Below are 26,782 nucleotides of genomic sequence, written 5' to 3'. Positions count from 1 at the left end.
GGCCCGGTGCCCGGTGACGCGTCGGAGCGTCCTGCTGATCGCGGTGCCGCTGCTGCTGGTAGTCGTGGTCGCCGTCACCGCGATCCTGCTCGTGGGACGCAGCGGCGGGAAGGGTACGGACGCAACGGCAGCGGACGCCCCGGAACCGATCAGCACCGCCGACCTCACCGACGCCGGGCCGGGCTCCCTGGTGAGTGCCGTGAAGATGCCGGACTTCGACCGCACCAACTTCGGCCGGTCCATCCGGTCCGCGCGGGTGCTGTACCGCTCCACCTCGGGTGACGACGGCGCGCCGACGGTGGTGTCGGGCACGGTATTCACCCCGATCGAGCCGCCACCGCCCGGCGGGTGGCCGATCGTGTCGTTCGGCCACGGGACGCTCGGCTGGCAGGAGCGATGCGGGCCATCCCTGTCCACCACGCTGCTGGGCCAGGTCGACGCCGTGCAGGGGTTCATCAACCGCGGCTACGCGGTTGCGATGGCCGACTACCAGGGCCTCGGCGCGCCCGGTGTCCACCCGTACAGCGACGCGAAGACCGCGGGCCTCAACATGATCGACGCCGTACGCGCGCTGCGCCGCACGTTCGACGGCGTGTCCGATCGCTGGGCCGCCATGGGCGGATCTCAGGGCGGGGGAGCGGCCTGGGCCGCCGACGAACAGGCCGCCGTCTACGCACCGGAGCTGAATCTGGTTGGCGCCGTTGGTCTTTCACCGGCAGCCGACGTCGCCGGGCTCGTCGACAAGGCCGTCGCCGGAACACTGACCATCGACCAGGGCCCGGTGCTGCAGGGCATCCTGTACTCCCTGGCGCGCCTGCACCCGGACTTGAACCTCGACGACTACCGGCACGGTGCGGCCGTCCGATACTGGGACGTCCTCTCGTCGTGTGGCGGTCCCGACGTCCACGACCGCACCGACGCCATGAAGGCGCTGGGCCCGAACGACTTCACGCCGAGTTCCGATGCGGCGGCGGACCTGCTCCGCGGGTATCTCACCGCCTGGGCACTGCCGCAACGCCCGCTGTCCGCGCCGCTCTACGTCGAGTTCGGGTCCGACGACACCTTCATCGACCCAGCCTGGACACGGGCCGCGATAGCGCGCGCGTGTGCGCTCGGCGGGGTGGTCGACTGGCGCGAGGATCCGCTGGCCGGTCACGGCGACGTGGACTGGGCGAACGGGCTGACATGGCTCGACGATCGATTCGAGGGAAGGCCGGTGGCCAATGAATGCGCGTAGGAACCCCGACGGCGACGGCCCGCTCCGGCAACGGCTGCTGATCCAGGCCAAGTGCATCGTCAAACGCCGGATCGCAAAACCCGGGGTGCCGGTGGACCCGCCCGCGGCGCCGTACCTCGTGGTGCCGATCCTGGGTCAGTCCAACGCATTCGGGATGGGGCTTCCGCTGGACCCCGACGGTCTCGACCGCCCGCACCCCTCGGTGCACCAGTGGGCGATGTCCGGTCCGTCCAAGGGGACGGCAGTCCTCGGCGTCGACCCCCTGTTCCACGAGATTCCCTCTCGCCGAGTCGGTTTCGGCGTCACCTTCGCCAAGCGGCTGGCCGACGAGACCGGCCGCGCCGTGCTCCTCATTCCCGGCGCCCGCGGCGACACCTCGTTCACGCCGAAGAACTGGTACACCTGGGACGTCGACGACACCAAGACCCGGGTCAACCTGTACCGCCAAGGCGTGGCCGCCATCGACGCGGCACTGGCCCGCTACCCCGGTAGCGAGGTCGCCACGGTCCTGTGGCACCAGGGCGAGACCGACGTGCCCCTGATGGCACCGTCGACGTACCGCGAGAAGTTGGACCGGCTGATCGGCGACCTGCGCTCGAGGTACGGCACCGGCACGCCCGTGCTGCTCGGCCAGATGGTCGCCGAGGAGATGGAACGCAGCGGCAAGCCGTACGCCGGGATCGACGCCGTGCACCAGGACACCCCGAACCGGCACGCCCGCACGGCATTCGTGCCAGGGCCGCGCGGTGCGATCAACAGCGACGAGGACCGGCACTACAACGCTGCCGGGCTGCGTGAACTCGGCGAACGCATGTGGACCGCCTACCGGACCATGTGCGCGGACGACCTGGCCCGCTACCGGGCCGCTGCCGTCGGGGAAGGCCGGTAGATGCGCGCACGCGCGCTGTTCGCCTGCGTGGCCGCGGTGTCGTTGCTCGCAACCGGCTGCGGCGACGACGCTCCGGACCGGTCGTCGACGCCCCCGACCGGCCTCGAGCTGCCAGGGCAGTTCGGTGGCACAGAGGCAGGCTCGCTGCTCTCGGCGACCACCATGCCGACCGTCGACCGCCGTCTCAGCGCCGCCTCCTCGGTCGCGGCCAGGATCACCTACCTCTCGACGTCTGGCATCGACGGAAGCATCCAGGAGGTGACCGGGACGGTCTTCGCCCCGGGCGGCACCGCCCCGGAGGGAGGCTGGCCCGTCATCGCCTACGGGCACCCGACCACCGGCACGCGCCCGGAGTGCGCCCCCTCGCTCGACCCCATGCTGCTGGGCATGTCCCAGACGGTGACGGGTCTGGTGAAGGCGGGCTACGTGGTCGCGGTGTCCGACTATCAGGGCTTGGGCAAGGACGACACGTACCACCCCTACCTCGACGCCACCACCGAGGGACAGAACCTCATCGACTCGGTCCGGGCCGCCCGCAAGCTTGTGCCGGACGCGTCCACCAGATGGGCGGCCTTCGGTGGGTCCCAGGGTGGGCAGGCCGCGTGGGCTGCCAACGAACTCGCGGCCGGCTACGCCCCCGAGCTGCAGCTGGTCGGGACGGCTAGCTACTCCGCGCCGTTGGCGATCGACGGGTTCGTCGATGCCGCCGTCGATGGCACGTTGACCTCGGAGCAACGGCTCGCGTGGTTGCAGGTCCTCGGTGCCCTCGCGGCGGAGTCGCCCGACTTCCCGTTGGACGACTACCGCCGCGGCGTGGCCAAGGACGAGTGGGACGTGCTCATGGCCTGCAAGGGGCCCCCGACGGTGGAGCGAGACCGGCTAGCGAACGAGGTAACCAGCGAAGACCTCCGGCCGTCGGACCCGCAAGCTGCAGAAGCGCTGCGGCAGCGTCTGCAATCCATGTCTCTTCCGCGGGTTCCAGCTACCGCGCCGATCCTCATCGTCTATGGTGGTCAGGATCAACTGGTGCCGCCCGTGTGGACTGATCGAGCCCTCGACGAGGCATGTCGGAAGGGTGACGTCATTCAAATCGAATTGCAGCCCGACAGGGGCCACGCCGACGTGGACGGCGGATCTGCCTTTCCATGGATCAACCAGCGGTTTGCTGGTGAGCCAGCGCGCAACGACTGCCCAGCGTTCATCGGGCCGGTCGAGCCGACGGTAGTGCTCGAAGCACCGCAATGACCGCCCACGACACCCGCGGCGCCGTCGCCACGGAACCACCGGTCTCAGCCAAGCGGCGGCTCATCGGTCTCGACGGTGCCCGCGGGCTGTCGTGTCTCGGCGTCGCGATCATGCACATCAGCGCCCACTACTCACCGGACACCGCCTCGACGTACAAGACCAACCTCTTCGGCATGGGGCTGATCTTCTTCTACGTGCTGTCCGGATTCCTGCTCTTCCTGCCCTACGTCCGCAGTCTGGTCGCCGACCGGGCCGCCGCCACGCTGCCGAGCACCAAGAACTTCACCATCCACCGGGTCGCCCGCATCATGCCGGGTTACCTCGCCATCTTCCTGCTGGTGAACTACGTCTTCAGCGTCGCCTACCTCGAGAACGCCGCGATGCAGCCGCCGCGCAGTGACGCGGGCACCGGCACGATCACCGACCCGTGGCAGCTGATCGCGAACCTCACCCTCGTGCACTCCTACCTGCCGCAGTACTTCCAGACCGGGTTGAACCCGTCGTGGTCGTTGACCCTGGAGTTCGCCTTCTACGCGTCGCTGCCCCTGCTTGGCATGCTGCTGTTCGCAGTTCGCAAGCGCACGTCGATGCAGCCGTACCGCATCGCCCTGGTCGCGCCGCTGCTGCTGATCGCCATCGGCTTCTCGGGCAAGCTCGCCGTGCCCCTGCTGATGGCGCGCTTCGACGTCACCGACCCGCTGCTGGTCGACTGGGGATCGAACTGGGTCGCGGTGTTCCTGCGCAGCTTCGTCGCCAGCGCCGACAACTTCGCATTCGGCATGCTGGCCGCCGTCGTCGTGGTGGCCATCGAACGCGGCGCGCTCCGCGAATCGTGGAGTCGGCGGGTGCGCGCGGCCTCCTGGACCGCCATCGTCCCCGCCTGCGTCGTGTGCGCCGGCCTGCTGGGCGCCGGCGGCGTCTTCGCGCTCTTCGGCGTGAGTGCCGTCGCCGTGCTCGCCGCGCTGGCCATCCTGGTGATCGTCGCGCCGCTGATGCGCGGGGAGAAGTCCGCGATCGCCACCCTGCTGGAGACGCTGCCCTTCCGATTCGTCGGTAAGGTTTCCTTGTCGGCGTATCTGTGGCACTTCCCGGTGATGCTCCTGTTCGGTCGTTGGGGCCTGATGGGCAGTGACAGCCTCGGCGGGATGCTCTACAACGTGGCGATCGGGCTGTGCGTGACCCTGCTGGTCTCGACCGTGACCTACTACGCCGTCGAACAGCCGATCGTCAACTGGGCGAGGCGATACCGGTACGGAATGGGATGATGCGCAAGACGCTGCGGACGGTCGCCGTCGCACTGACCGCAGCGGTCGCCGTCGTCGCAGTCGGCCTCTCGCTCCCCGTGTCGTGGAACGTGGCGACCGACTTCGTCGGCACGCTCTCGCGTTCCGGGGCGCAGACGGTGCCGATCGCCAACGCCGACCTCTCCGGAACCGGGCCCGGCTCCCTGGTGAGCGCGGTCACCATGCCAGGGCTCGCCGCCAGTCCCGAGGGTCTGCGCCAGCAGTCCGCGCGCGTCGTGTACCGCTCCACCTCCGGCGACGACGGATCCTCGACCGTCGTGTCCGGCGCGGTGTTCGTCCCGCTCGGCGCGCCGCCCGACGGCGGCTGGCCGGTCGTGGCGTTCGGTCACGGCACCACCGGGATCGACGAACCGTGCGGACCGTCGGCGTCGCCGAACCTGATGGGCACCGCAGGCGTGGTCGCCGGGCTGACCGGCAAGGGCTTCGCCGTCGTCATGCCCGACTACGAGGGCCTGGGTGCGCCCGGCGTGCACCCCTACACCGACGCGAAGACGGCAGGGCTCAACCTCGTCGACGCCGTCCGCGCCCTGCGGCACACCTTCGCCAACGTCTCGACCCGCTGGGCAGCGCTCGGCCATTCGCAAGGCGGTGGCGCCGCCTGGGCCGCCGACGAACAGGCCAAACCGTATGCGCCCGAACTCGATCTCGTCGGCGCGGTCGCGCTCGCACCCGCCGCCGACGTCAGCGGCTTCGTCGACAAGGCGCAGGCGGGCACCCTGACCCAGGACCAGCGGTTGGCGTTCACGTTGCTGGTCGAGTCGCTGGCGCGCAGGTTCCCCGACGTGAACCGCGACGACTACCGGCGAGGGGCGGTGGCGCAGTCGTGGGACGTCCTCACGGCGTGTTCGGGACCATTGGTCGAGCAGCGACCTGCGGCCTCGGCGACCCTGGCGCCACAGGACATCAAGCCCGCGACACCGGAGGCGGCGGACCGGCTACGGGGGCACCTGGCCCGCTGGGCGCTGCCGCAGGAACCGCTGTCGGCCCCGATGTACGTGGTGTACGGCGGCGCAGACACGCTCATCGACCCGCAGTGGACCACCGACGCGATAGCGCGCGCCTGCGCGCTGGGCGGCAACGTGGAGTGGGACCTGCAGTCGGACAAGGGCCACGGCGACATCGACTTCGCCCGGGCTCTGTCATGGATCCTCGAACGCTTCGCGGGCAGGCCGGCGACCAACGATTGCCGCTGATCGCGCCATGTCATGGCGAAGGAGGTGGTTGACGGCGGTCCAGGCGTCGATTCTGGTCGTCGTCGTGATCGCCGTCGACGTCTCGGTGAGCGGCTTCCTGGTGTTCGCCAATGCCAGGACCGACGACCTACGCCAGGCGGACGCCATCATCGTGCTCGGCGGTGAGCACGACGGCCGGGAGGACTACGGCATCTCCCTCGCGCGCGAGGGCTGGGCGCCCACCGTCGTGATCTCCAACCCCTACGACGACTGGGACCCGGTGATGAAACGGGTATGCCGGCCCGCCGCCGACGTCGAGGTGATCTGCGCCCGGCCCGACCCGCTGACCACGCGTGGAGAAGCGGTCCTGATGCAGCGGTTGGCACTCGAGCGAAATTGGTCGACAATCATCGTGGTCAGCTGGCGGTATCACCTACCGCGCGCTCGCCTGGTCTTCGATCAGTGTTTCTCCGACCGCCCCGGCTCCACGGTCATGGTGGCGGTACCGCGGCGCTATCGTTATTCCCTATTCCGGTGGGAGTTCGTCTTCGCATACCAATGGGCTGGACTCGCGAAGGCTTTAGCGCAAGGCGAATGTTCCTGAACAGGGGTTTCCCGGAATATGTGGCGTAGCCTGGCAAACAGTGTCATAGTGTTACCGAACTCAGGCCGGAGATGAAAAGCATTAGCTGCCAGCAAACAGGAGGTGTGGCGATCAGTGTCGGTAGCTGAAGAGGTTTTCACTCCCGCCAAGACGCCGTTTCGCGGAGTCGCCCCGGCGAATGGTCCGCAGTGGCAGCAGCGATACGTCCGCGCCCTGATCGTCACCGACGTCATCGTCGTCGCTCTCGCACTCGTATGCGCCCAGACGGTCAAGCTGGGACGCCCCATCACCGCAGGTGACCCGGCCTCCGTCTACTTCCTGATGCTGTCCTGCTTCGTAGGCGCCATCTGGCTGACGTTGCTCTCCGCGTACCGCACCCGCTCGCCCCGAATCGTTGGCGCAGGCGTCGAGGAGTACCGCCGGGTGGTGTCGGCGACGCTGGCCACCATCGGCTTCGTCGCGGTCGCACTCATGATCTTCCGGCCCGAGTACGCCCGCGGATACCTCGCCGTCGCGTTCCCGCTGGGCCTGGCAGGACTCGTCGTTGGCCGCAACCTCTGCAGGCTCTACCTCGCCCGGCAGCGTAGGCGCGGCCGTTGCGTGGTCAACGTGCTCGCCGTCGGCGACGCCCGTGCCGTGCGCAGCCTGGTCCAGTCGCTGACCCGCGGCTGGGGATACGGATACCTCGTCGTCGGCGTGTGCCTGACGGGCCGCAGCAGCGGCGGCACCATCGACGTCCCCGAGGTGGGCACGCTGCCCGTGCTCGGCGACGAAGGCAAGGTGCACGACGCCATCCTGAAGACCAACGCCGACACCGTCGCGCTGACCACCACGGACCACCTCGGCCCCGAAGGGGTCCGCGAGCTGTCCTGGGACCTGCACAAACTAGGCGTCGATCTGGTCGTCACCCCCGGTGTGGTCGACGTCGCGGGCCCGCGTCTGACGATGCGTCCGGTCGCCGGCCTGCCGCTCATCCACGTCGAGAAGCCGCAGTACAGCGGCACGAAGAAGATCCAGAAGCTCGCCTTCGACTACTTCGTCTCGATCAGCGTGCTCATCGGCGCACTGCCGGTGATGCTGGCCTCGGCGATCGCGATCAAGCTGACCAGCCGCGGCCCGGTCTTCTACCGGTCGGAGCGCATCGGCCTCGACGGCCAGCCCTTCCAGATGATCAAGTTCCGCACCATGGTCGAGGGCGCCGACAAGCAGGTCGACAGCCTCAAGGACGTCAACGACAGCGTCGGCGGCGTGCTGTTCAAGGTCAAGAACGATCCGCGGGTGACCGCGGTCGGCAGGTTGCTGCGCAAGTACAGCATCGACGAGCTGCCGCAGTTCTTCAACGTCCTGCGACGGGACATGAGCGTCGTGGGCCCGCGCCCGCCCCTGCGCCGCGAGGTCGACACGTACAACGACCAGGTTCGCCGCCGACTGCTCGTCCTACCGGGCATCACGGGTCTGTGGCAGGTCAGTGGCCGGTCCGATCTGTCGTGGGAGGACTCGGTCCGCTTGGACCTCTCCTACGTCGAGAATTGGTCCATCACCAACGACCTCCTGATCGCGGTGAAGACCGTCCGCACGGTTGCCACGGGCTCCGGCGCGTACTAGTAGCAAACTCCCGGAGAGTTAACTTCTGGCGTAGTGACGGTCGTCACAATGGGCGGCCGCAAATGGCTCCGAATTGAAAAGCGTGGGGGAGCGGGCACTCCCATTTCGGGTGTCCCTAGGCTGCTGACATGGCCGACGACGTCACCCGCGAACCGCTCGATGCGAAAACCCTGCGCGAGGCCGTGATCGTCGAGGACTCCGCGTGGCGCCTCCTCGACGTGGTGAACGAGACCGGCTCGACGAACGCCGATCTCATCGCGCGCGCGGCTGCCGGCGAAGACGTGGCAGGTGCGGTCCTCATCGCCGAAAATCAGATCGCCGGTCGCGGTCGCAACGGGCGTACCTGGTCTGCGGTGCCACGCGCCCAGGTGTCGATGTCGATGAGCATCCCGAACGCGGGTCTCCCCGCGGCGACGTGGGGCTGGGTTCCGCTGGTGACGGGCTTGGCAGTAGTCGACGCCGTCGCGGACGTGGCAGGGGTGCGGGCGGGACTAAAGTGGCCCAACGACGTGCTCGCGGGCCCCGAATCCGGCAAGTTGGCAGGCATCCTCGCCGAGGTTTCGGTCCCGGCGGGCGTGATCGTCGTCGGCGTCGGGCTGAACGTGTCGCTGCGGCAGGACGAATTGCCCGATCCCGCCGCGACGTCGCTGCTCGCACTGGGCGCCGCCGACGTCGACCGGACCGCCCTCGTCGCGGCGATGCTGCGTCAGATGGCGCGCCGCATCGACGCGCTGCGGCGGTCGGAGGGGGTGGATCCCGAACTGGTCGACGAGTACGTGGAACGCAGCCTGACCGTGGGCCGCCGGGTGCGCGCCACGCTGCCCGGTGACCGCGAGGTGGTCGGTCAGGCGGTCGGCGTCGACGAGCAGGGCCGCTTGCGCATCGACACCGACGTCACCGGGACGGGGAGCGACGTCGTGGTCGTGTCGGCCGGCGACATCGTGCATCTGCGGCCCGTCTAGCCAAACCTGCTGGGTACAGTGCCAGCGTGGGTTACCCGGACAACGTGCTCGCGGCCGACGAACGCGTCGTGCTGCATCGTCATCCGCACTGGAAGCGGTTGATCGGGCCGGTCTTGGTACTCCTGCTGACGACGGCCCTGGCGGCCTTCGGCGCGGCGGTCGTGAACACCACCGGCTGGGATCAAACGGCCAAGAACATCGTGATGCTCGTCATCGGGGTCATCTGGCTGATCGTCGTCGGATGGCTGACGGTGTGGCCGTTCATGGCCTGGCGCACCACGCACTTCGTGATCACCGATCGCCGCGTGATGTTCCGGCACGGCGTGATGACGCGAGCGGGCATCGACATCCCGCTGGCGCGGATCAACAGCGTCGAGTTCCGGCACGGCCTGAGTGACCGGATGCTGCGCACCGGCACGCTGATCATCGAGTCCGCGGCGCAGGATCCGCTCGAGTTCCACGACATCCCTCGCGTCGAACACGTGCACTCACTGCTGTATCACGAAGTCTTCGACACCCTCGGTTCCGAGGAATCGCCCAGCTGACCGTTGCGCGTCGGCTGCTGCGTCGGTCGGCGCAGGGGCGTCACGGTGTCATCGATCGCCCCGTCGGCGGTGGAATGGCTTTCGATGCGGTCCTCGAGGACCTCGGCGATGCCGCCCGCGGTGACCGTCGCCTCGATGACCTTGTCGGGGCTGCGGCCGAACTCATCGGGGAACACCCAGCGCCGGAACGCCCAGAACCGGAAGCCCATCTGCAGCAGGTTTCCGATGATGTAGGCGGAGACGAAGTCGGCGATGTTCTCGATGGTCAGCGACACCTCGGGAACGCGGAGACCCAGCACGTAGCTGGAGAAGTACAGCGGTGCCATGCTCAGCACCACGCCGACGCCGCTGACCCCGAAGAACAGCAGCGCCTCGTGGTGGCGCTCGCGTCCGCCGCGGTCGCGGAAGCTCCATTCGCGGTTCAGGATGTACGACGCGATCACCGCGACGATGCCGGCGATGATCTTGGCGGTCACCGGCTTCGGCTCGAGAATCGTGAGCTTCAGCGTGAAGAAGATCGCGGAGTCGATGACGAACGTCGTGGCGCCGACGATGGCGAACTTGATGAGTTCGTGATGCCGTTCGGCGTAGGGCCGGATCACGCGGGGCAACCGCGCGATGGTGGCGTCAGCGAAGGACATAAGACGCGAGTGTACGGAAACCGGGGGCCAGACCCATACCCGTGCAGGTCGCGGCCGGTCCAGGCGGGGCCATTGGGCGTGACACCATATGCACCGTGAGCGCACCTCCCGTAGTCGCCATGATCGGCGGCGGCCAACTGGCCAGAATGACCCATCAGGCCGCGATCGCCCTCGGTCAGACGCTGCGCGTCTTGGCCGCCGCACCCGGCGACCCCGCAGCTCAGGTCAGTCCCGACGTCGTGATCGGTGCCCACACCGACCTCGACGCGTTGCGACGGGTGGCGGCAGGGGCGTCGGCGCTGACGTTCGACCACGAGCACGTCCCCACCGAGCTGCTCGACACCCTGGTGGCCGAGGGGGTGACGGTGGCGCCGCCGCCGCAGGCCCTCGTCCACGCTCAGGACAAGCTGGTGATGCGGCGGAAGCTGGAGGCCCTCGGGGCGCCGATCCCGCGCTTCGCGGAGATCACCGACGCCGATCAGATCGACGACTTCGCCGCGCGGATCGGCGGGCCGATCGTGGTGAAGACCGCTCGCGGCGGTTACGACGGCAGGGGCGTCACGCTGGCCCGCGACGTCGATCACGTCCGGGAGACGGCACGCCGGTACCTGGCCGACGGCACTGCCGTACTGGTCGAGGAGCGGGTCGACATGCGCCGCGAACTGTCCGCGCTCGTCGCCCGATCACCGTTCGGACAGGGTGCGGCGTGGCCGGTGGTGCAGACCGTGCAGCGCGACGGCATCTGCGTCGAGGTCATCGCTCCCGCGCCCGCGCTGGACCCCGAACTCGGTTCGGCCGCAGAGGAACTCGGGCTGCGGCTCGCCGGTGAACTCGGAGTCGTCGGCGTGCTGGCGGTCGAACTGTTCGAGACGGTCGACGGTCGCCTGCTGGTCAACGAACTCGCGATGCGCCCGCACAACTCCGGCCACTGGACGATGGACGGTGCTCGCACCAGCCAGTTCGAACAGCACCTGCGCGCGGTGCTGGACTACCCGCTGGGCGCCACCGGCCCGATCGCCCCCGTCACGGTGATGGGGAACGTGCTCGGTGCGCCCGAGGCGCCGACGATGACGATGGACGAGCGGATGCACCACCTGTTCGCACGGATGCCGGACGCGAAGGTGCACCTGTACGGCAAGTCGGAGCGGCCGGGACGCAAGATCGGTCACGTCAACGTGATCGGCGCGGCCGACGGCTCGCTCGACGACGAGGAGTACGTGGCAGGCGTGCGCGAGCGCGCAACGAGGGCGGCGCACTGGTTGTCGCACGCCGAGTGGACGGACGGATGGGACGAACATGACGGCTGACGAGCGCTTGCGCGAGGAACCGACTGCTGGGGCCGCGTCGTCGGCACGGGTCGGCGTGATCATGGGTAGCGACAGCGACTGGTCGGTCATGGAGGACGCGGTGCTCGCGCTGGCCGAGTTCGACGTGCGGTTCGAGGTCGGCGTCGTTTCGGCGCACCGCACGCCCGGCCGGATGCTGGACTACGCGCGCAACGCGGCGGGCCGCGGCATCGAGGTGATCATCGCGGGCGCGGGCGGCGCAGCTCATCTGCCGGGCATGGTCGCCTCCGCCACACCGCTTCCCGTGATCGGCGTCCCGGTGCCGCTGGCACGATTGGACGGGTTGGACTCGTTGCTGTCGATCGTGCAGATGCCCGCAGGCGTGCCGGTGGCCACCGTGTCGATCGGTGGAGCCAGGAACGCGGGCCTGCTCGCGGTGCGCATCCTCGGCTCGGCCGATCCGACCCTGCGGGCGAGGATGGAACGCTTCCAGGCCGACCTCGAGGCGATGGTGCTCCGCAAGGACGCCGCGCTGCGAGACCGACTGCTCGGCGACGCGTCCGGGCAGGGTAAAGTTACCGGCGAGTAGCAAGGAGCAGATTCATGGCGATCGGTAACCCGTCGTTCGACGTATTCAAGCTGTCCGACGAGCACGAGGAGTTGCGCTCGGTCCTGCGCGACCTGTGCGAGAAGGAGATCGCGCCGTACGCGGCCGACGTCGACGAGAAGGCGCGATACACCGACGAGGCGCTGAAGGCGCTCAACTCGTCTGGTTTCTCAGCCATCCACATTCCCGAGGAGTACGGCGGCCAGGGCGGCGACTCGATCACCGCCTGCATCGTGATCGAAGAGGTCGCGCGCGTGTGTGCGTCGTCCTCGCTGATCCCGATCTGCAACAAGCTCGGCACGATGGGCATGCTGCTGCGTGGGTCCGAGGACATCAAGAAGCAGGTGCTGCCGTCGATCGGCGCCGGCGAGGCCACCGCGTCCTACGCGCTGAGCGAGCGCGAGGCCGGTAGCGACGCAGCCGCCATGCGGACACGCGCCAAGGCCGACGGCGACGGTTGGGTGCTCAACGGATCGAAGTGCTGGATCTCCAACGGCGGCAAGTCGACCTGGTACACCGTGATGGCGGTGACCGATCCCGACAAGGGTGCCAACGGCATCTCGGCGTTCGTGGTGCACGCCGACGATCCGGGCTTCAGCGTCGGTCCCAAGGAACGCAAGATGGGGATCAAGGGCTCGCCGACCACCGACCTGTACTTCGAGGACTGCCGCATCCCGGGTGACCGGATCATCGGCGACCCCGGCACGGGCTTCAAGACCGCGCTCGCCACGCTCGACCACACCCGCCCGACGATCGGCGCGCAGGCCGTCGGCATCGCCCAGGGTGCGCTGGACGCGGCGATCGCGTACACCAAGGAGCGCAAGCAGTTCGGCAAGTCGATCAGCGACTTCCAGAACACGCAGTTCATGCTCGCCGACATGGCGATGAAGATCGAGGCCGCGCGGCTGATGGTCTACTCCGCGGCAGCGCGCGCCGAGCGCGGCGAGGCCAATCTGGGGTTCATCTCGTCGGCGTCGAAGTGCTTCGCGTCCGACGTCGCCATGGAGGTCACGACCAACGCCGTGCAGCTCTTCGGCGGCTACGGCTACACGGTCGACTTCCCGGTCGAGCGCTACATGCGCGACGCCAAGATCACCCAGATCTACGAGGGCACCAACCAGATTCAGCGCGTCGTGATGTCGCGCGCGCTGCTCAAGTAGTCGACAGGTCCCTGCTGATCTTCTCGGTCACCCTGCGCCGCTCCTGAGCGGCGGGGTCCGGGTTGGTCACCTGCACCAGCGACGCTCCGGCGCGGAACACCGCCAGCAGGTTGTCGACGACTGCCTCGGCGGTGTCCCAGTCGGCGGTCGACAGCACCCGGTCGCTCGCGGTCAAACCCCGTGCGGCGGCTGAGGACTCGGCCGCGGCCAGCACGTCGGCGGGGCTGCGCCCGGCCAGTGCGGCGCCCGGTGCACGCTCGGGCGAGATCTGGTCGCCGTGCACGCGCACCGACGTGGCGTAGTCGGTGACGCCGAGCGGGAGGCCGGCGGCCGGCTTGCCGAACGGGTCGAGTGACAGTGCGACCACCTCGCCCATCGGCACCACCGCGGTGTCCGCCTCGTCGAGGCGGTCGACCGTCGTGCACGCCAGGTCGCAGTCACCCTGCCAATCAGACTGTCCGACGACGACTTCGGCGCCGATGTACCAGATGCCGAGAAGGACGCCTGCGGTCTGCCAGTGCGCGGGCAGCAACACGGCCACCCGGCTGCCCGGGCCCATGCCGAGTTCGTCGCGCAGCAGGTTGCCGGTCTTGGCGGCCCAGTTGGCCAGCGTCACCGCCGACAGCTCGATGCGCTCGCCGGTCGCGTCGTCGTAGTAGGTGATGGCGGGTGCGGTGGGGCTGGCGCGCAACCGGTCGTCGAGCAGCGCCGCGCTGACGGTGGTCAATTGACGCAGGCGGGGTCGTCCGAGCCGGCGGTGAGGATCGGTGAGATGAGCGGTGCCCCTTCGGTGTCGACTGCCGCCGGATCGACCGTGTCGCCGGTGTCGAGCCCGATCGTCGACGGGTCCTCGTTGCCGAGGCCCGAACCCGGACCGGTGTAGTCGGCGCCGAGCACCACCCGCACCGTGCCTGCGGGGAGCGAGGGTTCGACCACGATGGGGAGGTTGCCGAGTTCCCTGGCGATCGCCTGCGCGCCGAGATCGTCGGGCTTGAGCGCCTGAACCTGGCTGCGCTCGACGTGAGCCGACTCGTTGTTGCCGACCGCGCCCTCGGTGAAGCCCTTCTGCGACAGCACCTGTGAGACCGACGCGGCGAGACCGTTGATGTCGGTGTCGTTGGCGACGTCGGCGATGGTCTTGTCCGGCGAGTAGGCCAGTTGCTCGGTCTTGCCCTCGTCCTGGTCCTGCAGCAGGCCCTCGACCCAGTCGTTGACCGCGGTGGGGTCGACGCGCACCACGCTCTGCATGCCGTCGTCGCTCCACCCGTCCTCCTGCAGAACGGGAATGGTGGCGAAGGCGACGTTTCCTGCGGCGAGGTTCTGCAGCTGCTCGATGAAGTCCATGATGTCCCAGCCGTCGGACAGCACGACCGACCGCTGGACCGCGGCCTGCAGCCGGTTCAACGTGGCGGGGCTCGACAGGGTCTTGCTCGAGATCACCTGGTGGGCAAGGGATGCCATGACCGCCTGTTGGCGGGTCACGCGGTCGAGGTCGCCGCGCGGCAGGTTGTGCCGCTGCCGGACGAAGCTCAGCGCCTGCGGTCCGTCGAGCTTCTGCCAGCCGGCGGGGAAGTCGGCACCCGAGAGTTCCTCGTACACCGGCTCCTTCAGGCACACGTCCACGCCGCCGAGTGCGTCGGTGATGAGCGAGAAGCCGAGCAGGCCGATCTCGGCGTAGTGGTCGACGGTGACGCCCGTCAGATCGGCGACGGTCTGGATGAGTGCCTCGCGGCCCTTCTCGACCGCCTTGGGCTCTGCGGTCGCCGGATCCTCGCCGTCGATCTCGACGAGCTGCTTCATCTCCTCGAGCTTCACCGCTCCGAAGACGCCGTTGATCTTGGTCTTGCCGAATCCGGGTGCCGCCACGTACGAGTCACGGGGGATCGAGATGGCCGTCGCCGACTTACCGTTGTTCGGGATGCGCACCAGGATGATCGTGTCGGTGTTGGTCGCGACGTCGTCGCCTGCGCGCAGGGTCGCGAGTTCCTCGGCCGACAGCGGGTTGCCGTGTGCGTCGGTGCGACTGTCCATGCCGACGAGCAGCACGTCGATCGCGCCGTCCTCGCCGCCACCACCGAGTGCCTCGGCACTGATGTGGTTGATGCCCTCTTCGAACGACCGGATCTTGCCCCACGCCAGCCCGGTGCCGACGACGACCACGAGCGCCGAGATCACGGCGATGCTGCGGGCGAGGTGAGCGGGCATCAGCCCAGGCTACTGGCGAGAAGCCCTCGAACCGGGTAGCGCGAGTCGGCGTGCCAGACTCTTCAACCATGTCGCAGCGATTGGTGATCACCGGCGCAGGCGGGCTCCTGGGAACGGTTCTCGCTGCTCACGCGCGCCGTGCCGGCCGCGAGGTGCTCGCGTTGACGTCCGCGCAGTGTGACGTCACCGACGCCGCTGCCCCCGCGCGTCACGTCAGGGCGTCCGACGTCGTGATCAATTGCGCGGCCTTCACCAAGGTCGACGACGCCGAGCGAGAGGCCGACCGGGCCCACGCCGTGAACGCGACGGGCGCGGGCAACGTCGCGCGGGCGTGCGCGGAAGCCGGTGCCCGGATGATCCACGTGTCGACCGACTACGTGTTCGACGGCGACTTCGGTGGCGGCGAGCCCCGACCCTACGACGTGGACGACGAGACGAACCCGCTGTCGGTGTACGGCAGGTCGAAGCTGGCGGGCGAGCGGGCCGTGCTGGCCGAACTGCCCTCCGCGCACGTGGTCCGCACCGCGTGGATCTACGAGGGCGCGGACGGCAGCGACTTCGTGGCGGTGATGCGCCGCAACGCCGCCGAAGGTGCGACCGTCGACGTGGTCGCCGACCAGATCGGGTCACCCACCTACGTCGGCGATCTGGTGGGAGCACTGCTCGAGGTCGCCGACGGCGGCGTGTCTGGCCCGGTCCTGCACGCCGTCAACGACGGGCCGGCCAGCCGGTTCGATCAGGCGCGGGCGGTCTACGAACTCGTCGGCGCGGACCCGGAGAAGGTGCGGCCCGTCGGAAGCGATCGGCATCCCCGGCCCGCGCCCCGTCCGCCCTACTCCTCGCTGAGTCAGCGGCGGTCCACCGATGCCGGGCTGACGCCGTTGCGGCCCTGGCGGGATGCCCTGATCGCCGCCCTCGACGTCGGCTGACTCGTATTCGGGCAGCGAACAGCCCGTCCGGTAGCTTTGTCGCATGAGTCGATGGGCCAAGACTGCCTTCACACGCCTTTCCGTGGGCCTCGCCGCCCTGCTCGTGGCGGTGTTCGCGCAACCAACGGCGCACGCCGCGCCGCCTGTGGTGCCCGCCGCGGGTTACGGCTTCGGCGACGGCGCGCAGATGACGTGGCTCGGCTCGGCCGACGTCAACCGCGAACTCGACGCGGTCGCCAACACCACGGCCAGCTGGCTGCGCGTCCTCATCCCGTGGACCACGATCGAGACCGCCAAGGGTCAGTACGACTGGGGACAGACCGACCTGGTGATCAACGCCGCGACCGCTCGCGGGCTGAAGGTCCTCGGGGTCATCGCCTTCTCACCGGATTGGGCGCGCCCCGGTGGGTCCTACTTCACCGCCCCGCCGAACAACGTGGCGGACTACGCCGACTTCTCGTCGGCCGTCGTGCAGCGGTACGGCAGCCGGGTGTCGAGCTGGCAGCTCTGGAACGAGCCGAACCTGCCGCTGTTCTTCGGCTTCACCCCGCACAACGCCCCGCGCTACACCGAGCTGGTGAAGGCCGCCTACCCGGCCATCAAGGCCGTGCAGCCGAACAGCACCGTCGTGTTGGCGGGTCTGAGCCGACTGCCCGGTGACGAATCACCGCCTGCGTTCATGGAGAAGATGTACGCCGCGGGCGCCAAGGGCAGCTTCGACGCCGCGGCCGCACACCCGTACGTCTTCCCCTCGGGCTTGGCGGCCAACCCGGAGAACGGGTGGTCCGACGTCGGCGCCGTGCACGACGTGATGGCGGCCAACGGCGACGGTGGCAAGCGGATCTGGATCACCGAGCTGGGTGCGCCGACGAGTGAGGGCGGCGACGGCGTGAGCCAGCAGGAGCAGGCCAAGCAGATCACCGACGTGCTCTCGGCGGTCGCGGGCCTGCCCTACAGCGGCCCGGCGTTCATCTACAGCATCCGCGACACCGACACCGGGAATCGGGGCGACCGGGAGTCGAACTTCGGCGCGCTGCTGACGTCTGACTACCAGCCGAAGTACGCCGCCGGAGTCTTCGCCCGTTGAAGGGGGCCCAACGCGGACGGCGGCATAGGGCAGTCGGCCGGTTACCCTCTACGCCGTGGGTGACGCGTTGGTAGTGGTCGCGTGAGCGACGAGGCGAAGGTGGTCGCGTGAGCGACGAGTTGGTGGTCGTGACGGTGACGTACTCGCCGGGCACCCACCTCGACCGATTCCTCGCGACCCTGTCGCACGCCACCGAGCGTCCTGTCACGGTCGTGATGGCGGACAACGGATCCACCGATGGTGCGCCGGAGGCCGCCGTGCAGCAGCACCCGAACGTCCAATTGCTGCGCACCGGAGCCAATCTCGGCTACGGCGGCGCGGTGAACCGGGCCGTCGAGCACTACCTGCACGACCCGTCGTACTCGGGCGACGCGGAGTTCTTCGTGGTCGCCAACCCCGACGTGCAGTGGGGTCCCAACAGCATCGACGAGTTGCTCGAGGCCGCCGCGCGCTGGCCGCGTGCCGGGTCGCTCGGACCCTTGATCCGCGATCCGGACGGGTCGGTCTATCCCTCGGCGCGTCATCAGCCGAGCCTGGTGCGCGGCGGCATGCACGCGGTGGTCGGACCGTTCTGGAAGTCGAACCCGTGGACGGCGGCCTACCGTCAGGAGCGGCTGGAGCCCAGCGAACGCCCGGTCGGCTGGCTGTCCGGCTCGTGCCTTTTGCTGCGTCGGTCGGCTTTCGACGGGGTGAACGGCTTCGACGAGCGGTATTTCATGTACATGGAGGACGTCGACCTGGGTGATCGGTTGCACCAAGCCGGTTGGCTCAACGTCTACGTGCCGTCGGCGGAGGTTTTGCACGACAAGGGGCACAGCACGGGTCGCGACCCGGCCCGCAACTTGGCTGCCCATCACGTGAGCACCTACACTTTCCTCGCCGACCGGCACCCTCGCTGGTGGCAGGCTCCACTTCGGTGGAGCATCAGGTCGGCCCTCGCGGTACGCGCGCGGCTGGTCGTGGGCAATTCTCGGCGAACATTGGCGAAGGGACGGGGCTGATCGTGGGAACTCCGGTGGATCCAGCGCAGACGGACGCCGTCATCCTCGTCGGGGGACAGGGCACCCGACTGCGGCCGCTGACGCTGTCGGCGCCCAAGCCGATGCTGCCGACGGCGGGGCTGCCGTTCCTGACCCACCTGCTCAGCCGCATCGCGGACGCAGGCATCAAGCACGTCGTGCTCGGAACCTCCTACAAGGCGGACGTGTTCGAGAAGGAGTTCGGCGACGGTTCGGCGCTGGGACTCGACATCGAGTACGTGTTCGAGGAGGAGGCGCGCGGAACCGGTGGCGGCATCGCGAATGTGGCGCCCAAGCTGCGCTACGGCACGACGCTGGTGTTCAACGGCGACGTCCTGTCCGGCGCCGACCTCAAGGCACTGCTGACCAGCCACCACGAGCGCAAGGCCGACGTCACCCTGCACCTGGTCCGCGTCGGTGACCCGCGTGCCTTCGGTTGCGTGCCAACGGATTCCGAGGGTGGCGTCACCGCCTTCCTGGAGAAGACCCAGGACCCGCCGACCGATCAGATCAACGCGGGCTGCTACGTGTTCCAGCGCGAGGTGATCGACCGCATTCCCACCGATCGCGCGGTATCGGTGGAACGCGAGGTGTTCCCGGCGCTGCTGTCCGACGGCCTCAAGGTGTGCGGGTACGTCGACGCCACCTACTGGCGTGACATGGGCACGCCCGACGACTTCGTGCGTGGCTCGGCCGATCTGGTCCGCGGCATCGCGCCGTCGCCCGCCCTCAAGGGCCACCGCGGCGAGGAACTGGTGCACGAGGGCGCGGCCGTCGCACCGGGTGCGCTACTGATCGGCGGCACGGTCGTGGGCCGGGGTGCCGAGATCGGCGCGGGCGCACGGCTCGACGGCGCCGTCATCTTCGACGGGGCGCGCATCGAGGCCGGCGCGGTGATCGAGCGGTCCATCATCGGGTTCGGCGCTCGCATCGGCCCGCGGGCGCTGATCCGCGACGGCGTCATCGGTGACGGCGCGAACATCGGCGCTCGCTGCGAACTGCTGCGCGGCGCCAGGGTGTGGCCGGGGATCACGATCCCCGACGGCGGCATTCGCTACTCCACCGACGTCTGACCGCGAGCCGCGGCGGCCGCGGCCAGCTGACGCAGGCCGAAGTCGGCGTCGTCGGGCAGGCCGTCGAGCGGCCACCATCTCAGGTCGAGCGATTCGTCGCTGCGGGTGATCTCCGACCCCGCCGGGGCGTGCGCCACGAACTGGACGTCGAGGTGACGGGTGGCGACGCCCAGCGAACACGTCAGTGCGTGCACGTGGATGGCCGCGGGGACGGGGTCGACCACCACGCCCTCGATGCCCGATTCCTCGGTGGCCTCCCGCAGCGCGGCCGACGCGATGTCCAGATCGGTGTCCTCGCAGTGGCCGCCGAGCTGAACCCAACGGCCTATCCGTGGGTGCAGCGTCAACAGCGCATGCCTGCCGGCGTGGTCGAGCAACAGCGTCGACGCGGTGACGTGGCCCGGCTCGCAGGATCGCGAGCACGCATCCGGACGGGCCAGCACGAACGCCAGCACCGCGTTGCGTACCGAGTCCTGCGCCGGATCGATTGGGCGCCAGGTGCTCAGGGTCTCGACGACGGAGGCGTGCGGGCTCACAGTTCGACGAGCAGGTCGGTGGTCGGCACCGGCGGGCGCGGGCCGTCGGGCACGGAGCCCTCTGCGGCGTGGCCGATCGCGATGGCGCCCAACGGTTCCCAGTCGGCGGGCAGCTCGAGCTGGCTGCGCACGAGGTCGGCGGCGAAGATGGTCGACCCGATCCAGCAGCTGCCCACGTCACGGACTGCGAGCGCGACCAGCAGCGCCTGCACGGCGGCGCCGACCGCGACGGTGAACATGGTGTGTTCCGCGGCGGTCCGCTCGGCGTCGGGATACTCGTGAGCGCCGTCGGGGACCATGAACGGGATGATCAATTCGGGCGCGTCGTACAGGATTCGACCGCGCGCGACGCGGCGCTCGACGGCGTCGGCGGGCCTGCCGTCACCGAGCAAATCGGCGCGCCACCTGTCCTGCATGGCGTCGAGCAGGCGGGTGCGGCGGCCCCGGTCGCGCACCCACACGAACCGCACGGGGCGGGTGTGGTGTGGTGCGGGTGCCGTCAATGCCTCGCCCACCGCTGCCTCGATCACGGCCGGATCGACCGGGTCAGGGGCGAACTGGCGAATCGACCTGCGGAGCAACTGGGCCTGGGTGCGGCCGAGTTCGATCGCCTCGGCGGTGCCGAGCCAGAACAGGTCTTCCTCGCCCGCGCGAACCAGCGAGTGTCCGTTCGAGCCGTCGTCGCGTGGGGACAGGCCACGCACCACGGCGACGGGGATGGCGGTCAGCTTCCCCTTTACCAGATCTGCGGCGGCGGCGACTTCGTCGGCCACCGCCACCTCGGTGACGATCAGTTCGTTGCCGTGGCCGTCCTGGGCGCCGGCATAGCCGTGCAGCACGGCGAGGCCCGCAGCCCCGATCGCCACGTCGGTCTGCCCGTTCCGCCAGGCGCGGCCCATGGTGTCGGTCACGACGACGGCCACCGTGACGCCGAGCAGTTCCCGGAGTCGGTCGCGCAGCGCCGCGGCGCTGCCGTCGGGATCGACGGGCAGCAGGGCGAGTTCGGCGGAGTCGACGTTCGAACCGTCGACGCCGGCGGCGGCCTGGACGAGCCCGATGGCGTTCTCGGTGATGAGAGTCCGGCCCTTGCGGGCGAGCACGCGGACGGCTTCGTCGTCGATCAGGCGACGACGCAGGGCATCTCGTTCGTCCGGGTCCGTCGGGGCGGCGACGATGCGCCCCTCGCTCTTCGAGAGCACCTTGCTGGTGACCACGACGACGTCGTCGTCGCGTAGCCATGGCGCCGCACCGGCGATGGCGGCGGCGACGTCGTCACCGGGGCGGAACTCGGGCAGGGCGGACACGGGCAGGATTTCGACGGTCCCCGCCGAGCCGTGGTCGACGCTCACGCCAGGCCCGCCAACTGAAGTCCGCTGCGCACCATCTCGGCGGTGGTCGGTGGGTCGGACATCAACAAGGGTACGGAACGGACCTCGAGACCTTCGACCGTCGCCTCGTCGCCTTCGTCGATCAACCAGCCGTCCAGGATGCCGACGCCGCTGCGCGCGCCGTAGTGCGCACCGACCGCCTCGGAGGAGGTCTTCACGCCGATCACCGACAGGCATTCGTCGGCCATGCCGCGCAGTGCCCGTCCGGCGACGATGGGGGAGTAGCCGATCACGGGGGCGGGTGTCGAACGTAGAGCGGCCCGCACGCCGGGCACCGCGAGGATGGCGCCGATGCTGACGACGGGGTTCGACGGCGCGACGAGCACGACGTCGGCCTGAGAGATCGCCTCGGTGACCCCGGGACCCGCGGTGGCCTTCTCGGCACCGACGAACGCGAAGCCGTGGGTGGGGATCTTGGCGCGGTAGCGGACCCACCACTCCTGGAAGTGGATCGCGCGCCGGCTGCCATCCCCGTCCTGCGCGTTGCCCCCGTCGCCTGGTTCGGGATCCGTTACGACGACGTGCGTTTCGCTGCGGTCGTCACTCGCCGGCAACAACCGGGCCCCCGGCTGCCACCGGTCGCACAGTGCCTCGGTCACCTGGGACAGGGGGTAGCCGGCCCGGAGCATCTGGCTGCGCACGAGGTGGGTGGCGAGGTCCCGGTCGCCGAGGCCGAACCAGTCGGGCTGCACGCCGTAGGCCGCGAGTTCCTCCTTGGCGTGCCAGGTTTCGTCCCGGTGTCCCCAGCCGCGCTCGGGATCTATACCTCCACCTAAGGTGTACATACAGGTGTCCAGGTCGGGGCAGATGCGCACGCCGTGCATCCACGCGTCGTCGCCGACGTTCACCACCGCGGTCAGTTCGTGCTCGCCTGGCAAAGGAGCCGGGGGCGTAGCGCTGAACTGACCCAGCCCCAGCAACCGCTGCACTCCGAGGAGGAAGCGGGCACCACCCACTCCGCCGACCAGAACCGTCACCTTCACACCGATCGACACTAGGCTTTGGCGTGCGATGGTGTCGCCCGCGGGTGGGTGTGACCGACACGCCGGATGTCCGACGCGCCGCGTTTTGATCACGGGATGATATGAAATCCCGCCCTACCGCTTGACCGGTGCAGCTAACCCGTGTCTAATCACATCAGTGTCATTTCGCGGTTGGCCCTCCGGTTCCGGTGTCGCAGACCGAGATTCGATCACTTGTTCGAATTGAGTTGGCGCCACTTGCAGGGGTGGGGCTCCAGTGAGCGATCTACGAGACAAGTGAGGAGGCGGAATATGTCTTATGAGCGTGTCGATTTCGACGGCGTCGTGCAGTTCGATGGGCGGATGCTCGGCTCAGTAGGCGACGTGCCGCACACCAACACGGGGCCGGCCCAGTTCGCCGCGCCGGCGCGGCCCCAGCTGAGCTTGGTGCCGTTGCACGAGCGGTTCGACATGGAGTCGGACGACGAGGACGACGATCAGTGGCAGGAGCGCGGCCTGTGCGCTCAGACCGACCCCGAGGCGTTCTTCCCCGAGAAGGGTGGCTCGACCCGCGAGGCCAAGCGCATCTGCCAGGGCTGCGAGGTCCGCGACCGGTGCCTCGAGTACGCCCTCGCCAACGATGAGCGGTTCGGCATCTGGGGTGGGCTGTCCGAGCGGGAACGCCGTCGCCTCAAGCGCGGCATCGTCTAGGGCCCCTTCGCGCGACCTACCTGAGCGACCGCGCTCAGTCGTCGTCGATCGTCGGGTCGATGACGTTGGGCTCAACGCCCAAGAAGGTGGCCACCTGGGCCACCAAGATCTCGTGCAAGAGATCGGCGAGTTCGTCGGCGTCCTTGACCCGACGCTCGATCGGCTTGCGGAACAACACGATTCGGGCTCGTGTCGAATTGCCCCGAACATCTACTCCCGCCGGGATCAGCCGGGCCAGCGCAATCGGACCGTCGGCGATCACCTCGGGCGGCCACTGCACGCTCTCCGGGTCCTTCGGGGCTATCCGCGGAATCTCGTCCACCGCGACGTCGAGGGCCGACACCCTTTCCTGCCACTGTCGCTCGATCGGCTCATAGGCCTCGAGCACCGCCATGTCGAAGCGCTCCGCCCTGCTGCGCCAACCCGGGACGGTGTTGGGCAGCAGTGGTCCTCGCATTCCCCGTCCTCGGCGCGAGCCCCTTCGACGCTGTGCGGGCATCGGTCGATCGTAACGGTTCGGGATCGGCGGTCGTCCGACGCGCGTGTCCGGCACCGGGTGACGGTGCCGCGCGATAGCCTCTGCTCCGTGAACGTTCCTCGTCGCTGCTGCCGGCCTGGGTGCCCGCACTACGCCGTGGCGACGCTGACCTTCGTCTACAAGGACTCGACTGCGGTCGTAGGACCCTTGGCCACCGTGTCGGAACCGCATTCCTGGGATCTGTGCGTCCTGCACGCCGGGCGCATCACGGCGCCGCGTGGATGGGAGCTGGTCCGCCACGCCGGGCCATTGCCGTCGCACACCGACGACGACGACCTCGTCGCCCTGGCCGACGCCGTCCGCGAGGCCCGCGACGGCGGCGTTCCGTCGAGTGGTGTGGTCGCCGGCTTCTCCGATCCGACCACGGGAGCCCACGGCGGAGCGCTGATGGCGCCCGCCGCCCGTCGCGTGGAGCCCAACGGCCGCCGACGGGGACATCTGCGGGTCCTGCCCGATCCCTCGGACTGAGCGAACGGATGGCTGACGGACCGGTGTGAGCGGCGACGTGAGAAATCGCGAGCCGATAGGCTGGAGTCACGAGCATTCTGCGAGGGGATGCGGTGACCGTTGATGGGATCTAGGAGTTCTATGTCTCGGCCCGCTGCCGCCGTCCAGCGAGTGATCAAGGCGTACGACGTACGTGGGCTGGTCGGCGAGCAAATCGACGAGGACTTCGTCCGCGACGTCGGCGGCGCCTTCGCCCGCCTGGTGCGCGACGAGCAGACCCCCGGAGCCACCCAGGTCGTCATCGGCTACGACATGCGGGAGAGTTCCCCGTCGCTGGCCGCGGCCTTCGCCGACGGGGTGGTGGCCCAGGGGCTGGACGTCGTCCGGATCGGCCTCGCCTCGACCGACCAGCTCTACTTCGCCTCCGGCCTGCTCGACTGCCCCGGCGCGATGTTCACCGCGAGCCACAATCCCGCTGCCTACAACGGCATCAAGCTGTGTCGCGCCGGCGCCAAGCCGGTCGGCAAGGACACCGGCCTGACGACCATCAGCGACGAGGTCATCGGCGGGGTGCCCGAGGGCGCCGGTGCGCCCGGTTCCATCGAGGATCGCGACGTCCTCGCCGAGTACGGCGACTTCCTGCGGTCCCTGGTCGACCTGCGCGCCAGCAGGCCGCTGCGCGTCGCCGTCGACGCGGGCAACGGCATGGGTGGACACACGTCGCCCGCCGTGCTCGGCGCGATCAGCGGCATCACGCTGCTGCCGCTGTACTTCGAACTCGACGGCACCTTCCCCAACCACGAGGCCAACCCGCTGGACCCGGCCAACCTCGTCGATCTGCAGAAGCACGTACTCGACACCGGCGCCGACATCGGCCTGGCGTTCGACGGCGACGCCGACCGCTGCTTCGTCGTCGACGAACGCGGCATGCCCGTGTCACCGTCTGCGGTCACCGCCCTGGTGGCTGGTCGCGAACTCGGCCGCGAGATCGGTGCCACGGTCATCCACAACCTGATCACCTCGCGCGCGGTGCCGGAGCTGATCGTCGAACGCGGCGGCACCGCCGTCCGCTCGCGCGTCGGCCACTCCTACATCAAGGGGCTGATGGCCGAGACCGGCGCCATCTTCGGCGGTGAGCACTCGGCGCACTACTACTTCCGCGACTTCTGGGGCGCTGACTCCGGCATGCTCGCGGCGCTGCACGTCCTGGCCGCGCTCGGCGAGCAGGAGCGGCCGCTGTCGGCGATCATGGCCGACTACCAGCGCTACGAGGCGTCCGGCGAGATCAACTACACGGTGTCCGACGCGGCCGCGTGCGTCGACGCGGTGCTCAAGTCGTACGAGGGGCACATCCACTCGATCGACCACCTCGACGGTGTCACCGTCGACCTCGGCGACGGGCGCTGGTTCAATCTGCGCACCTCCAACACCGAACCCCTGTTGCGGCTCAACGTGGAGGCCCGCACGGCCGCCGAGGTCGACGACATCGTCGACCACGTCGGTACCCGGATACTCGCCACCTCGGGAAGCGGCGAGCCCGTCCCATGAGCGCTGAACCGCGCGCCGGCGCCGCAACCATCGACCTCGACGACGTCGACGGTCTGCTCGACGCCGACCGCGACGGACTGCTCCGTGCCGCATCGATGGCGGGGGCTCAGATGCGTTCCACTGCAGCGGCTTTCGACGAAGGCGTGTTCGAGCCGATGCGGTCGGATCATCCACCGCGCACCGTGATCTGGGTGGCGGGCAGCGGTACCGCCGCCGCGGCGGGCGCGCTGCTGGTCGCCGCTCTCGGCGCGTCCACGGTCGCGCCGATCGTCACCGCGTCCGAGGTGCCCCCGTGGGTGGGTGCCCTCGACGTCCTCGTCGTGGCGGGAGACGACGCAGCCGATCCCGCGCTGGTGACCGCTGTCGCCACGGGCGTGCGTCGCGGCGCACGGGTGTTGGTGGTCGCGCCGGAGGAGGGGCCGCTGCGCGATGCCGCCGCGGGCCGTGCGGTGCTCCTCGGCCCGCGTCTGCCCGTGCCCGACGACTTCAGCCTCGCCCGGTACCTCGCGGCGGGCCTGCTCGTCCTGCACGCCGTGGACCCCGGCATGCAGGTCGACGTGGCTGCCCTGGCCGACGAACTCGACGCCGAGGCACTGCGCAACAGCGCGGGCCGGGACGTCTTCACCAACCCGGCCAAGGCGCTCGCCGACCGGATGGCGGACGCGACCGTCGTCGTGGCAGGCGAGGGCGCGCCGATGCTCGCGCTGGCCCGGCACGTGAGCGCCGTGCTGCTGCGCGTGGGTCTTAGACCGGTCGCGTCGGTCGGGTTGGCCGACGTGCTGGTGTCCCTGCGCGGTGGGCTCAACCGCCAGACCGCCGACTTCGAGACATCGATCTTCCACGACGAGGAACTCGACGGTCCGCTGCCGACGCGCGTCCGCGCCATCGTGCTGACCGCCGATCAGGACCGGCCGACCACGCTGTCGCGGCTCAGCGGATACGACGACGTCACCACCACCAGCGCAGGCGACGTGGGGGACACCGCGGCGCCTCCGCCGAGTGGTCGGCTCGAGCAGCAGCTGGCGATGTTGGCGGTACGGCTCGAGATGGCGGCCGTCTACCTGCGATTGGTTCGGGGTTAG

The 26,782-nt window shown here is 69.4% G+C and carries 27 protein-coding genes; 20 read left to right on the top strand and 7 right to left on the bottom strand.

Features of this window, described 5'->3' with window-relative positions; translation table 11 throughout:
- The first annotated feature begins 13 nt into the window (after positions 1 to 13).
- From G6N61_RS11755 to G6N61_RS11715, 9 genes are all read left to right on the top strand, one after another.
- Positions 14 to 1,237 (top strand): lipase family protein, encoded by a 1,224-nt coding sequence (locus tag G6N61_RS11755; protein ID WP_235887498.1) that lies wholly within the window; start codon positions 14 to 16, stop codon positions 1,235 to 1,237.
- A complete protein-coding gene (locus G6N61_RS11750; protein WP_163918685.1) occupies positions 1,224 to 2,126 on the top strand; it encodes a sialate O-acetylesterase in 903 nt (300 codons plus the stop codon). The genes G6N61_RS11755 and G6N61_RS11750 overlap by 14 nt, the downstream gene beginning before the upstream one ends.
- A complete protein-coding gene (locus G6N61_RS11745) occupies positions 2,127 to 3,371 on the top strand; it encodes a lipase family protein (RefSeq protein ID WP_163918684.1) in 1,245 nt (414 codons plus the stop codon). It abuts the gene before it with no gap.
- Positions 3,368 to 4,636, top strand: coding sequence for an acyltransferase family protein (locus G6N61_RS11740; protein ID WP_163918683.1), 1,269 nt, complete (start codon positions 3,368 to 3,370; stop codon positions 4,634 to 4,636). Before G6N61_RS11745 ends, G6N61_RS11740 begins: the two co-directional genes overlap by 4 nt.
- Positions 4,636 to 5,868 carry a lipase family protein gene (locus G6N61_RS11735; protein ID WP_163918682.1) on the top strand — a complete coding sequence of 411 codons (1,233 nt, stop codon included), beginning with the start codon at positions 4,636 to 4,638 and terminating at the stop codon, positions 5,866 to 5,868. The genes G6N61_RS11740 and G6N61_RS11735 overlap by 1 nt, the downstream gene beginning before the upstream one ends.
- A gap of 28 nt (positions 5,869 to 5,896) precedes the next feature.
- Entirely contained in the window at positions 5,897 to 6,451 is a 555-nt protein-coding gene (locus G6N61_RS11730) for a YdcF family protein (RefSeq protein ID WP_308215014.1), read from the top strand.
- Positions 6,452 to 6,565: 114 nt separating this feature from the next.
- Positions 6,566 to 8,056, top strand: a complete 1,491-nt coding sequence (locus G6N61_RS11725) for a sugar transferase (RefSeq protein ID WP_163918680.1) — start codon at positions 6,566 to 6,568, stop codon at positions 8,054 to 8,056.
- Between the two features lie 128 nt (positions 8,057 to 8,184).
- Complete coding sequence (locus G6N61_RS11720) at positions 8,185 to 9,018, top strand: biotin--[acetyl-CoA-carboxylase] ligase (RefSeq protein ID WP_163918679.1); 834 nt, start codon at positions 8,185 to 8,187, stop codon at positions 9,016 to 9,018.
- Between the two features lie 26 nt (positions 9,019 to 9,044).
- Positions 9,045 to 9,563 (top strand): PH domain-containing protein, encoded by a 519-nt coding sequence (locus G6N61_RS11715; protein ID WP_163918678.1) that lies wholly within the window; start codon positions 9,045 to 9,047, stop codon positions 9,561 to 9,563.
- On the opposite strand, the gene G6N61_RS11710 is transcribed toward G6N61_RS11715, so the two are convergent.
- Positions 9,518 to 10,204: a GtrA family protein gene (locus tag G6N61_RS11710; protein WP_163918677.1), complete on the bottom strand. Its 687-nt coding sequence runs from the start codon at positions 10,202 to 10,204 to the stop codon at positions 9,518 to 9,520. The genes G6N61_RS11715 and G6N61_RS11710 overlap by 46 nt on opposite strands.
- 119 nt (positions 10,205 to 10,323) lie before the next feature.
- Here G6N61_RS11710 and G6N61_RS11705 point away from each other — a divergent pair, with 119 nt between their 5' ends.
- The 3 genes from G6N61_RS11705 to G6N61_RS11695 are packed head-to-tail and all read left to right on the top strand — an operon-like array spanning position 10,324 to position 13,257.
- Entirely contained in the window at positions 10,324 to 11,511 is a 1,188-nt protein-coding gene (locus G6N61_RS11705) for a 5-(carboxyamino)imidazole ribonucleotide synthase (RefSeq protein ID WP_163924766.1), read from the top strand.
- On the top strand, positions 11,501 to 12,079 hold the full coding sequence (purE, locus tag G6N61_RS11700) for a 5-(carboxyamino)imidazole ribonucleotide mutase (RefSeq protein ID WP_163918676.1): 579 nt from the start codon (positions 11,501 to 11,503) through the stop codon (positions 12,077 to 12,079). Before G6N61_RS11705 ends, purE begins: the two co-directional genes overlap by 11 nt.
- Before the next feature lie 14 nt (positions 12,080 to 12,093).
- Positions 12,094 to 13,257, top strand: a complete 1,164-nt coding sequence (locus G6N61_RS11695; RefSeq protein WP_163918675.1) for an acyl-CoA dehydrogenase — start codon at positions 12,094 to 12,096, stop codon at positions 13,255 to 13,257.
- Here G6N61_RS11695 and G6N61_RS11690 read toward each other — a convergent pair.
- Both G6N61_RS11690 and G6N61_RS11685 read right to left on the bottom strand, forming a co-directional pair.
- The gene (locus tag G6N61_RS11690; protein ID WP_179973610.1) at positions 13,250 to 13,984 is read right to left on the bottom strand and encodes a TIGR03089 family protein; all 735 of its coding nucleotides are present in this window, start codon (positions 13,982 to 13,984) and stop codon (positions 13,250 to 13,252) included. The genes G6N61_RS11695 and G6N61_RS11690 overlap by 8 nt on opposite strands.
- Positions 13,981 to 15,462, bottom strand: a complete 1,482-nt coding sequence (locus tag G6N61_RS11685) for an LCP family protein (protein ID WP_163918674.1) — start codon at positions 15,460 to 15,462, stop codon at positions 13,981 to 13,983. The genes G6N61_RS11690 and G6N61_RS11685 overlap by 4 nt, the downstream gene beginning before the upstream one ends.
- A gap of 68 nt (positions 15,463 to 15,530) precedes the next feature.
- On the opposite strand from G6N61_RS11685, the gene rfbD reads away from it, so the two are divergent.
- The 4 genes from rfbD to manB all read left to right on the top strand — a co-directional run bounded on the left by rfbD (position 15,531) and on the right by manB (position 19,570).
- Positions 15,531 to 16,391, top strand: coding sequence for a dTDP-4-dehydrorhamnose reductase (gene rfbD / locus G6N61_RS11680; protein ID WP_163918673.1), 861 nt, complete (start codon positions 15,531 to 15,533; stop codon positions 16,389 to 16,391).
- A gap of 43 nt (positions 16,392 to 16,434) precedes the next feature.
- Positions 16,435 to 17,478: a cellulase family glycosylhydrolase gene (locus G6N61_RS11675; protein WP_163918672.1), complete on the top strand. Its 1,044-nt coding sequence runs from the start codon at positions 16,435 to 16,437 to the stop codon at positions 17,476 to 17,478.
- Between the two features lie 107 nt (positions 17,479 to 17,585).
- A complete protein-coding gene (locus G6N61_RS11670) occupies positions 17,586 to 18,479 on the top strand; it encodes a glycosyltransferase family 2 protein (protein WP_163918671.1) in 894 nt (297 codons plus the stop codon).
- A 14-nt stretch (positions 18,480 to 18,493) separates the two neighbouring features.
- Positions 18,494 to 19,570: a mannose-1-phosphate guanylyltransferase ManB gene (gene manB / locus G6N61_RS11665; protein ID WP_163918670.1), complete on the top strand. Its 1,077-nt coding sequence runs from the start codon at positions 18,494 to 18,496 to the stop codon at positions 19,568 to 19,570.
- Here the strand turns inward: manB and G6N61_RS11660 are convergent.
- Genes G6N61_RS11660 through cofD form a run of 3 tightly spaced genes read right to left on the bottom strand, consistent with a single transcriptional unit; the run spans position 19,552 to position 22,477 of the window.
- Positions 19,552 to 20,106 (bottom strand): NUDIX hydrolase, encoded by a 555-nt coding sequence (locus tag G6N61_RS11660; RefSeq protein ID WP_163918669.1) that lies wholly within the window; start codon positions 20,104 to 20,106, stop codon positions 19,552 to 19,554. The two genes, manB and G6N61_RS11660, sit on opposite strands and share 19 nt — an antisense overlap.
- Positions 20,103 to 21,455, bottom strand: a complete 1,353-nt coding sequence (locus G6N61_RS11655; protein WP_163918668.1) for a coenzyme F420-0:L-glutamate ligase — start codon at positions 21,453 to 21,455, stop codon at positions 20,103 to 20,105. The genes G6N61_RS11660 and G6N61_RS11655 overlap by 4 nt, the downstream gene beginning before the upstream one ends.
- Positions 21,452 to 22,477 carry a 2-phospho-L-lactate transferase gene (cofD, locus tag G6N61_RS11650; RefSeq protein WP_163918667.1) on the bottom strand — a complete coding sequence of 342 codons (1,026 nt, stop codon included), beginning with the start codon at positions 22,475 to 22,477 and terminating at the stop codon, positions 21,452 to 21,454. Before cofD ends, G6N61_RS11655 begins: the two co-directional genes overlap by 4 nt.
- Before the next feature lie 450 nt (positions 22,478 to 22,927).
- On the opposite strand from cofD, the gene G6N61_RS11645 reads away from it, so the two are divergent.
- Complete coding sequence (locus G6N61_RS11645; RefSeq protein ID WP_235887624.1) at positions 22,928 to 23,167, top strand: WhiB family transcriptional regulator; 240 nt, start codon at positions 22,928 to 22,930, stop codon at positions 23,165 to 23,167.
- 34 nt (positions 23,168 to 23,201) lie between these two features.
- Here G6N61_RS11645 and G6N61_RS11640 read toward each other — a convergent pair whose 3' ends face one another.
- Positions 23,202 to 23,624: a metallopeptidase family protein gene (locus tag G6N61_RS11640; RefSeq protein ID WP_163918665.1), complete on the bottom strand. Its 423-nt coding sequence runs from the start codon at positions 23,622 to 23,624 to the stop codon at positions 23,202 to 23,204.
- A gap of 129 nt (positions 23,625 to 23,753) precedes the next feature.
- Between G6N61_RS11640 and G6N61_RS11635 the strand changes: the two genes are divergently transcribed.
- The 3 genes from G6N61_RS11635 to G6N61_RS11625 all read left to right on the top strand — a co-directional run bounded on the left by G6N61_RS11635 (position 23,754) and on the right by G6N61_RS11625 (position 26,782).
- On the top strand, positions 23,754 to 24,173 hold the full coding sequence (locus tag G6N61_RS11635) for a DUF3499 domain-containing protein (protein WP_163918664.1): 420 nt from the start codon (positions 23,754 to 23,756) through the stop codon (positions 24,171 to 24,173).
- A 120-nt stretch (positions 24,174 to 24,293) separates the two neighbouring features.
- Positions 24,294 to 25,700, top strand: a complete 1,407-nt coding sequence (locus tag G6N61_RS11630; RefSeq protein ID WP_163918663.1) for a phosphomannomutase/phosphoglucomutase — start codon at positions 24,294 to 24,296, stop codon at positions 25,698 to 25,700.
- Positions 25,697 to 26,782: a TobH protein gene (locus G6N61_RS11625; protein WP_163918662.1), complete on the top strand. Its 1,086-nt coding sequence runs from the start codon at positions 25,697 to 25,699 to the stop codon at positions 26,780 to 26,782. Before G6N61_RS11630 ends, G6N61_RS11625 begins: the two co-directional genes overlap by 4 nt.

The sequence above is a fragment of the Mycolicibacterium arabiense genome (genome assembly GCF_010731815.2).
Lineage (GTDB): Bacteria > Actinomycetota > Actinomycetes > Mycobacteriales > Mycobacteriaceae > Mycobacterium > Mycobacterium arabiense.
This window is presented reverse-complemented; position numbering and strand designations above follow the sequence as displayed.

Coding starts and splice junctions, on each gene's coding strand:
- G6N61_RS11750 (WP_163918685.1), top strand. CDS start 1,224: ATGAATGCGCGTAGGAACCCCGACGGCGACGGCCCGCTCCGGCAACGG.
- G6N61_RS11745 (WP_163918684.1), top strand. CDS start 2,127: ATGCGCGCACGCGCGCTGTTCGCCTGCGTGGCCGCGGTGTCGTTGCTC.
- G6N61_RS11740 (WP_163918683.1), top strand. CDS start 3,368: ATGACCGCCCACGACACCCGCGGCGCCGTCGCCACGGAACCACCGGTC.
- G6N61_RS11735 (WP_163918682.1), top strand. CDS start 4,636: ATGCGCAAGACGCTGCGGACGGTCGCCGTCGCACTGACCGCAGCGGTC.
- G6N61_RS11720 (WP_163918679.1), top strand. CDS start 8,185: ATGGCCGACGACGTCACCCGCGAACCGCTCGATGCGAAAACCCTGCGC.
- G6N61_RS11710 (WP_163918677.1), bottom strand. CDS start 10,204: ATGTCCTTCGCTGACGCCACCATCGCGCGGTTGCCCCGCGTGATCCGG.
- G6N61_RS11705 (WP_163924766.1), top strand. CDS start 10,324: ATGATCGGCGGCGGCCAACTGGCCAGAATGACCCATCAGGCCGCGATC.
- purE (WP_163918676.1), top strand. CDS start 11,501: ATGACGGCTGACGAGCGCTTGCGCGAGGAACCGACTGCTGGGGCCGCG.
- G6N61_RS11695 (WP_163918675.1), top strand. CDS start 12,094: ATGGCGATCGGTAACCCGTCGTTCGACGTATTCAAGCTGTCCGACGAG.
- G6N61_RS11685 (WP_163918674.1), bottom strand. CDS start 15,462: ATGCCCGCTCACCTCGCCCGCAGCATCGCCGTGATCTCGGCGCTCGTG.
- rfbD (WP_163918673.1), top strand. CDS start 15,531: ATGTCGCAGCGATTGGTGATCACCGGCGCAGGCGGGCTCCTGGGAACG.
- G6N61_RS11675 (WP_163918672.1), top strand. CDS start 16,435: ATGAGTCGATGGGCCAAGACTGCCTTCACACGCCTTTCCGTGGGCCTC.
- G6N61_RS11645 (WP_235887624.1), top strand. CDS start 22,928: ATGGAGTCGGACGACGAGGACGACGATCAGTGGCAGGAGCGCGGCCTG.
- G6N61_RS11640 (WP_163918665.1), bottom strand. CDS start 23,624: ATGCGAGGACCACTGCTGCCCAACACCGTCCCGGGTTGGCGCAGCAGG.
- G6N61_RS11630 (WP_163918663.1), top strand. CDS start 24,294: ATGTCTCGGCCCGCTGCCGCCGTCCAGCGAGTGATCAAGGCGTACGAC.
- G6N61_RS11625 (WP_163918662.1), top strand. CDS start 25,697: ATGAGCGCTGAACCGCGCGCCGGCGCCGCAACCATCGACCTCGACGAC.